Consider the following 6,393-nt stretch of genomic DNA (forward strand, 5'->3'; position numbering starts at 1 on the left):
GCCGCACTGGCCGTTTTCGCGGAAGGTACCGCAGCGGCGTCGTCGGGGCGCGCTGGCCGGCCGTCGCGTGCTGATCACGGCGGGGGGAACCGCGAGGCGCTGACCCCGTGCGGTTCTTGGGCAATCGCTCCTCGGGTAAGCAGGGGATCGCCCTGGCCCAGGCCGCCCGGGACGCGGGCGCACCGTGCACCTGATCGCGGGACATGTGGAGACCGAGCTGCCGAGCGGCGTCGAGATCTCGAACGTGTCCTCCGCGCTGGAGCTTCACGACGCGACCCGAGCTGCCGCTGAGAACGCGGACGTGGTGATCATGGCGGCCGCCGTGGCGGACTATCGCCCGGTGTCGGTCGGGGAGCACAAGATGAAGAAATCCGATGACGGTACGGACCCCGTCATCGAGCTCACCCGCAATCCGGACATCCTGCGCGCCTGGTGGACGATCGCAAGGAGACTGGCCGCGAGCAACTGATCGTGGGGTTCGCCGCGGAGACCGGAGACGGCGAGCATTCGGTGCTGGATTTCGGTCGCGCCAAGCTGCAGCGCAAGGGCTGTGACCTGCTGGTCGTGAACGAGGTGGGCACCTCCAAGGTGTTCGGCCAGGACACGACCGAGGTCACGGTGCTGTCCGCGCACGGCACCGAGGACGCCCACGCGGCCGGCAGCAAGGCAGAAGTGGCGCAATTCATCGTGGATCGTGTGGGCCTCGAACTGGGAGTCTGAGTGGGCGGGTACTCTTGGACGGTGACCGAATCTAGCCCCCACCTGAGAATTTTCACCTCCGAATCTGTGACGGAGGGACACCCGGACAAAATCTGTGACCAGATCTCGGATTCCATCCTGGACGCCTGCTGACCGAGGACCCCGAGTCCTCGGTGGCCGTGGAGACCATGGTGACCACCGGCCTGGTTCACGTGGCCGGTGAAGTCAAGACCAAGGCGTACGTGGAGATTCCGCACATCGTGCGCAAGTGTCTCCTGGACATCGGCTACAACTCGTCCGTGCACGGTTTCGACGGCGAGTTCTGCGGCGTGTCCATCAGCGTGGGCGAGCAGTCGAGTGAAATTCACGACGGTGTGTACAACTCCCTGGAGAGCCGCACCGGCCTGGCCAAGGACCCGCGTGACATCCAGGGCGCGGGGGACCAAGGCCTGATGTTCGGTTACGCCTCAGACGAGACCGACGTGCTCATGCCGGCACCCATTTCCATTGCTCACCGTTTGTCCGAACAGCTGACCCGCGTGCGCAAGACGGCCGTACTGCCGAATCTTCGCCCGGATGGCAAAACCCAGGTGACCCTGGGTTATGACGGGCACACGCCCGTGTCCGTGGAGACCGTGGTGGTGTCCTCGCAGCACGCCGAGGGATACGACCTCAACCAGTTGGCCACTGACATCTCGCAGTCCGTGATCGATCCGGTGCTGGCTGATTCCGGTCTGGATCTGTCCAACACCAAGATCATCGTGAACCCCGCCGGAAACTTCGTGCGCGGAGGCCCCGTGGGTGACGCAGGCCTGACCGGTCGCAAGATCATCGTGGACACCTACGGCGGCATGGCGCGCCACGGCGGCGGTGCGTTCTCCGGTAAGGACCCGTCCAAGGTGGACCGCTCCGCCGCGTATGCCATGCGCTGGGTCGCCAAGAACGTGGTCGCCGCAGGTCTCGCGCGACGCGCCGAGGTGCAGGTCGCGTACGCGATTGGTCAGGCGCACCCGGTGGGTCTGTACGTGGAGACCTTCGGCACCGAGACCGTGGATCCGCAGCGCATCGAGAAGGCCATCCTGGAGGTCTTCGACCTGCGTCCGTTGGCCATTATCGAAGACCTGAACCTCAAGCGCCCCATCTACGCCAAGACGGCGGCGCACGGTCACTTCGGCCGCACCGACCCTGATTTCACCTGGGAGCGCACCGACCGCGTCGAAGCGTTGCGTTCCGCCGCGGGACTGTGAGCGAGCGTTCCGGGTCGGGAGCAGTACCCGACCCGGACGCTGCCCCGGAGCAACTCTCCCTGGACGGGTTGCCCGAACCTTCACCCGCACCCAAGAAGTCTGATCTTCCGGTAGGAGCTGAAGGCCCGGCACCCGAGAACCCCATTGCCAAGGTGTTGTTGGACGCCTATGTTCCCCACCTGGATCGGCTCTTCGACTACCGTGTGAGCGCCGGTCTCGACCAGGACGCCGTGGTGGGCGCCAAGGTCTCGGTTCCTTTCTCCGGCCGCCTGATGACCGGATGGATCGTGGACCGCGTTGCCGAGTCCGAGGTGTCCGGTCGTCTCTTGAGCATCCGCAAGGTGCTTTCTCCGTTGCCGTGCTCAAACCGGCCATTGTGGAGCTGGCCCAGGCAGTGGCCGCCCGTTCTGCCGGAACCGTGTCGGATGTACTGCGCGTGGCTGTGCCACCGCGAGTGGCGCGTGTCGACAAGGAAATGCTGGCGCGGCGTAAGGCGGCAGCGGCCGAAGAATCCGAGGCGAGGTCGGCAACGGTCGGCACAACCGAAAACGACGCCGACGACGCCACCGACACTGCCGCTGGCGTGGCGCACGGTGAGACCCAAGCCGGCGAGCGCGCGCGTCGGAAGCCGAGGTCGTGAAGCCTTCGGGCGACGTCGACAGTGCGGCCGAAACTACCGAGCGACCGACGCGGGGAATCCCGAGCCGGCGACGTCGGCGGGGGAGCAGGCCGACGCGCCGGTCACCGTGCCTCGTGAACTCTGGCGTTACTACGACGGCGGTCCCGAGTGGCTCACTGCTGCCACGGAGGGAGCTCCGGCCCGTGCTGTAGTCGAAGTGTTGCCGTCCCCGGAGGACCACGACTGGGCCCTCCTGACGGCCTCCGCCATGGCGGCCACCTACGAGGCCGGGCACGGCGCCTTGGCCGTGGTGCCCGACTACAAGTCGCTCGAGCGTCTGGCGGCGGCTCTCGAATCGCTGGTGGGATCTGACCGCGTGGTGCGACTCCACGCCGACGACGGCCCAACGCCGCGATACCGGGGCTACATGGAGCTCTCCCTGGGCTATAAACGCTTGGCGATCGGCACGCGTTCCGCCGCCTATGCACCCGTTCACGATCTGCGCCTGGTGTGCTGTCATGACGACGGCGACACGAGCTACGTGGAACAACGCGCGCCGTATCAGCACACGCGGGATGTGCTGTTGCTGCGGGCCCAGCAGGAAGACACGGCGGCGTTGTTCACGGGTTACAGCGTGAGTCCGGAGGCACAGCGTCTCATCACCACGGGCTGGGCGGCGCACCTGCGTCCCGAGCGTGCGACTCTGCGGACCTGTTCGCCGAGGGTCGAGGCGACGTCGGATTCGTTCAATCTGTCCCGCGATCCCATGGCCGCGCGGGCGCGTTTGCCCCACGAGGCGTTCCGGGTGGCACAGCAGGCATTGGCTCGCGGCCCCGTGCTCGTCCAGGTCGCTCGACGGGGTTACGCGCCGTTCGTGGCCTGCGAGCGCTGCCGCACACCCGCCCGCTGCCGCGGCTGTGGGGGATCGCTGTCACTGCGTTCGGGACGAGAGGCACCCGTATGCACGTGGTGCGGTCGCAACGCCCACGGCTGGCAGTGCCAGGAATGTGGGTTCCAGCGACTGCGGCTGAGCAAGGTGGGAGCGCTGCGCACCGCGGAGGAACTGGGCCGTGCGTTCCCACAGGTTCCGGTGATCTCGTCCAGTGCCGAGCACGTCCGAGCCGATGTGGGCTCCGACCCCGCGCTGGTGGTGGCCACCCCGGGTGCGGAGCCGGTCGCGGAGGGCGGTTACGCCGCTGCGCTGCTGCTGGACGGCGATGAAATGCTGGCGCGGCCGTGGTTGCGTGCCGAAGAACAGACCCTGCGGCGGTGGTTCAATGCCGCGGCACTCGTGCGGTCTTCATCGCAGGGCGGGACCGTGGTCGTGACCGCAGATCATGACCAGGCGGTCGGTGCACTGGTGCGCTGGGACCCGTCAGGACACGCCTACAGGCAACTGCAGGAGCGGCACGAGCTGGGTCTACCGCCGGCCGTGCGGACTGCTGCACTCACCGGCCCCCGCGACGCGCTGAGTGCGACCCTGCGCGACCTGGACTTGCCGTCACAGGTCAGCGTGGTGGGGCCCGCGCCCATGAAAGACCAAGTGGGTGGCTGGTCCGACGAGGGCGATCCGGGCACACTCGCCGGACTCGCCACCGAGGACGAGCCGCAGTACCGGGCGCTGTTGTTCTTCGGCTTCGGGATCGCTCCGCGCATCACTGCGGCATTGCGGGCCGAGAAGGCCCGTGCCTCCGCGCTGCGGGAGCACGCGGTGGTCAATGTGCGTTGCGATATCACTGACCTGTTGTAGCCGCTTCTCCCGTCAGTGCGGACCGTCTGAGATGGCGGGGCAGTTTGAGCGACTACTCGGTGCCCTTGTTCTCGTCTTCGTCCCGGCCCACGCTGATCTCGGTCTCGAACGCCACGGGGGTTCCGTGTTCCACCGTGCGTGAGACGGTGCAGTACTTGTCGTGCGAGAGCTTCACCAGTCGGTCGACCAGACCGGCCGCTTTGCGTCCGCCTTCGTCATCGGGGAACGACAGGTTGAAGGAGAGGTTCAGGTCCTCCAGGCGGCTTCCGCCGTTTTCTTCGGCGATTTTGTTACCGCTGGCCTCGACCTTGAATTCCGTGGGCTCGGAACTACGTGAGGTAACGGTATCCACGTCAATGGACGAGCACCCCGCGATGGCGGCCAGGAGCAGTTCCACCGGGGACATCAGGTCGTCGCCACGTCCGAAAGTGACCTCGACACCGGCCGCATTGCGGGCGACGTAGCGGTTGGTGGCTTCACGAGTCAGTTCGATGGAATGCGTGGGATTCTGGTTTTCGCTCATGGGTTCATGATGTCACCTGGTTTCGCCCGGATGTACCAGCAGATGGGAGTTCCGGCCACCGACGCCGCAGAGATCGGCCCCATGATGGAGCAGATGCGAGGCACATCCATCGCCTCCGGAGTGGTCGCGGTGTTGGTGGTGGTGACCCTTTACGTGGTGGCGTACGTGTTTCTTCGCAAGGGCGCGAACTGGGCACGGATCACGTGCGTGGTGTTGGCCATTCTCAGCGCTTTGACCTTCCTCGGGAATCTCTTCGGTTTCTGGCTCTTCGGTGAATGGGCCGTCATCCTGACGGTGATCGGCATTGCCTTCATCATCGTGAACATCGCCTGGGTGATCACGGCCTTCCGCGCACCGGTGCGTGACTGGTTCACCAGGTCGAGAACTCCCATGAATGCGGGCCCGTCATACGATCCGCGCCGGGGTTAGGCGAGGATCATGGCGGTACAGGCTCCGGCAGTTCGCCGGGCACCAGGGGCGTGGTTCCGAGTTCTCTGCGGGATCTACACCCTCTGCTTGGCTTTGCTGTGCGTCGTATCTTGCTGGCCGTATCTAACGGCGGATATCGGGAGTATGAAGCCGACCATTTGGGGATTCTTCGTCTGGGGGTTCTTGCATTACTGGTCAGCTTGGTGCCGGGGGATCTGGTACATCCGTGGCTCCAAAAATTGCTCTTGGGTGTCGGGATTGCGACGCTGATTCTCTGCGTCGAATTGGGTTATCGGCTCTGGACATCGCGGCCTTCCGGGTCGGGTGGGAACGGTCCAGCGGTCCGTCACGGAAACGACTAGTTGACCTACGGCAGTGCAGGCAGTTTCTTCTCGAACAGCCAATCGTGCAGCATGGGCTCAATCGCCCGCCCGCTGACCTCGGATGCCAGTGCCAGGAATTCGGCCGTCGTCACGTTCCCGCAGCGATTCTGCGCGGTCCACCGCTGCAGAATCGTGAAGAAGGTCTGATCGCCCACGGACATCCGCAGCGCGTGCAACGTGAGTGCGCCGCGCACGTAGACGCGGTCGTCGAACATCTTCTTCGGACCGGGGTCCCCGATCACGAGTTTCTGTTTCGACCCGGACAATTCCGCATAGGCGTCCAGAGCCTGGTCGTGGGCGGAGCGGTGACCGGAGGCCTCGGCCCACACCCACTCTGCGTAGTGCGCGAATCCTTCATTGAGCCAGATATCCGACCAGGAGGCGGGAGTCACCGAGTTGCCGAACACTGGTGGGCCATCTCATGGGCGATGAGGCGCTCGGACTCCCAGGACTCGGTCATGTGATTAGGGCCGAAAATCGACAGCGGTTGCGACTCGAGCGGAATCTCCAGCTCGTCGTCAGTCACGACCACCCCGTAGTAGTCGAACGGGTACGCCCCGAAGCACTGTTCGAACACCGCCATCATCGCGTGCTGTTTCGCCAACACATGCTGAGCCTGTGACCACAGGTGTTCACCGCAGGCCAGCGTCAGCGGAACGCGCGCCGGGGGATAGGACCCGGGTTCCACGGACCGCGCCGGTACTGACCCATTTGCACGGTGGCCAAGTAGGTCGCCACCGGTT

The 6,393-nt window shown here is 65.4% G+C and carries 5 protein-coding genes and 3 pseudogenes; 5 read left to right on the forward strand and 3 right to left on the reverse strand.

The window, feature by feature from the left end:
• Positions 1 to 107 precede the first annotated feature (107 nt).
• The 4 genes and pseudogenes from YO9_RS21115 to YO9_RS0115125 all read left to right on the forward strand — a co-directional run bounded on the left by YO9_RS21115 (position 108) and on the right by YO9_RS0115125 (position 4,315).
• A pseudogene (locus YO9_RS21115) lies at positions 108 to 469 on the forward strand (phosphopantothenoylcysteine decarboxylase).
• Positions 433 to 720 carry a phosphopantothenoylcysteine decarboxylase domain-containing protein gene (locus tag YO9_RS21120; protein ID WP_016998240.1) on the forward strand — a complete coding sequence of 96 codons (288 nt, stop codon included), beginning with the start codon at positions 433 to 435 and terminating at the stop codon, positions 718 to 720. The pseudogene YO9_RS21115 and the gene YO9_RS21120 overlap by 37 nt, the downstream one beginning before the upstream one ends.
• Positions 721 to 741: 21 nt before the next feature.
• Positions 742 to 1,946: pseudogene (gene metK / locus YO9_RS0115115) on the forward strand (methionine adenosyltransferase).
• Positions 1,943 to 4,315, forward strand: a complete 2,373-nt coding sequence (locus YO9_RS0115125; RefSeq protein ID WP_223286679.1) for a primosomal protein N' family DNA-binding protein — start codon at positions 1,943 to 1,945, stop codon at positions 4,313 to 4,315. Before metK ends, YO9_RS0115125 begins: the two are co-directional and overlap by 4 nt.
• A gap of 52 nt (positions 4,316 to 4,367) precedes the next feature.
• Here YO9_RS0115125 and YO9_RS0115130 read toward each other — a convergent pair whose 3' ends face one another.
• On the reverse strand, positions 4,368 to 4,838 hold the full coding sequence (locus YO9_RS0115130) for an OsmC family protein (RefSeq protein WP_016998245.1): 471 nt from the start codon (positions 4,836 to 4,838) through the stop codon (positions 4,368 to 4,370).
• Between the two features lie 6 nt (positions 4,839 to 4,844).
• On the opposite strand from YO9_RS0115130, the gene YO9_RS0115135 reads away from it, so the two are divergent.
• On the forward strand, positions 4,845 to 5,267 hold the full coding sequence (locus tag YO9_RS0115135) for a hypothetical protein (RefSeq protein ID WP_016998247.1): 423 nt from the start codon (positions 4,845 to 4,847) through the stop codon (positions 5,265 to 5,267).
• 367 nt (positions 5,268 to 5,634) lie between these two features.
• On the opposite strand, the gene YO9_RS0115140 is transcribed toward YO9_RS0115135, so the two are convergent.
• Entirely contained in the window at positions 5,635 to 6,057 is a 423-nt protein-coding gene (locus YO9_RS0115140) for a M1 family aminopeptidase (RefSeq protein WP_223286680.1), read from the reverse strand.
• Positions 6,039 to 6,393, reverse strand: a pseudogene (locus YO9_RS19170) (hypothetical protein); the annotation flags it as partial. The pseudogene YO9_RS19170 and the gene YO9_RS0115140, both read right to left, overlap by 19 nt.

The sequence above is a fragment of the Kocuria atrinae C3-8 genome, from assembly GCF_000286355.1.
GTDB classification, from domain to species: Bacteria; Actinomycetota; Actinomycetes; order Actinomycetales; family Micrococcaceae; genus Kocuria; species Kocuria atrinae_A.

Coding starts and splice junctions, on each gene's coding strand:
- YO9_RS0115130 (WP_016998245.1), bottom strand. CDS start 4,838: ATGAGCGAAAACCAGAATCCCACGCATTCCATCGAACTGACTCGTGAA.
- YO9_RS0115135 (WP_016998247.1), top strand. CDS start 4,845: ATGATGTCACCTGGTTTCGCCCGGATGTACCAGCAGATGGGAGTTCCG.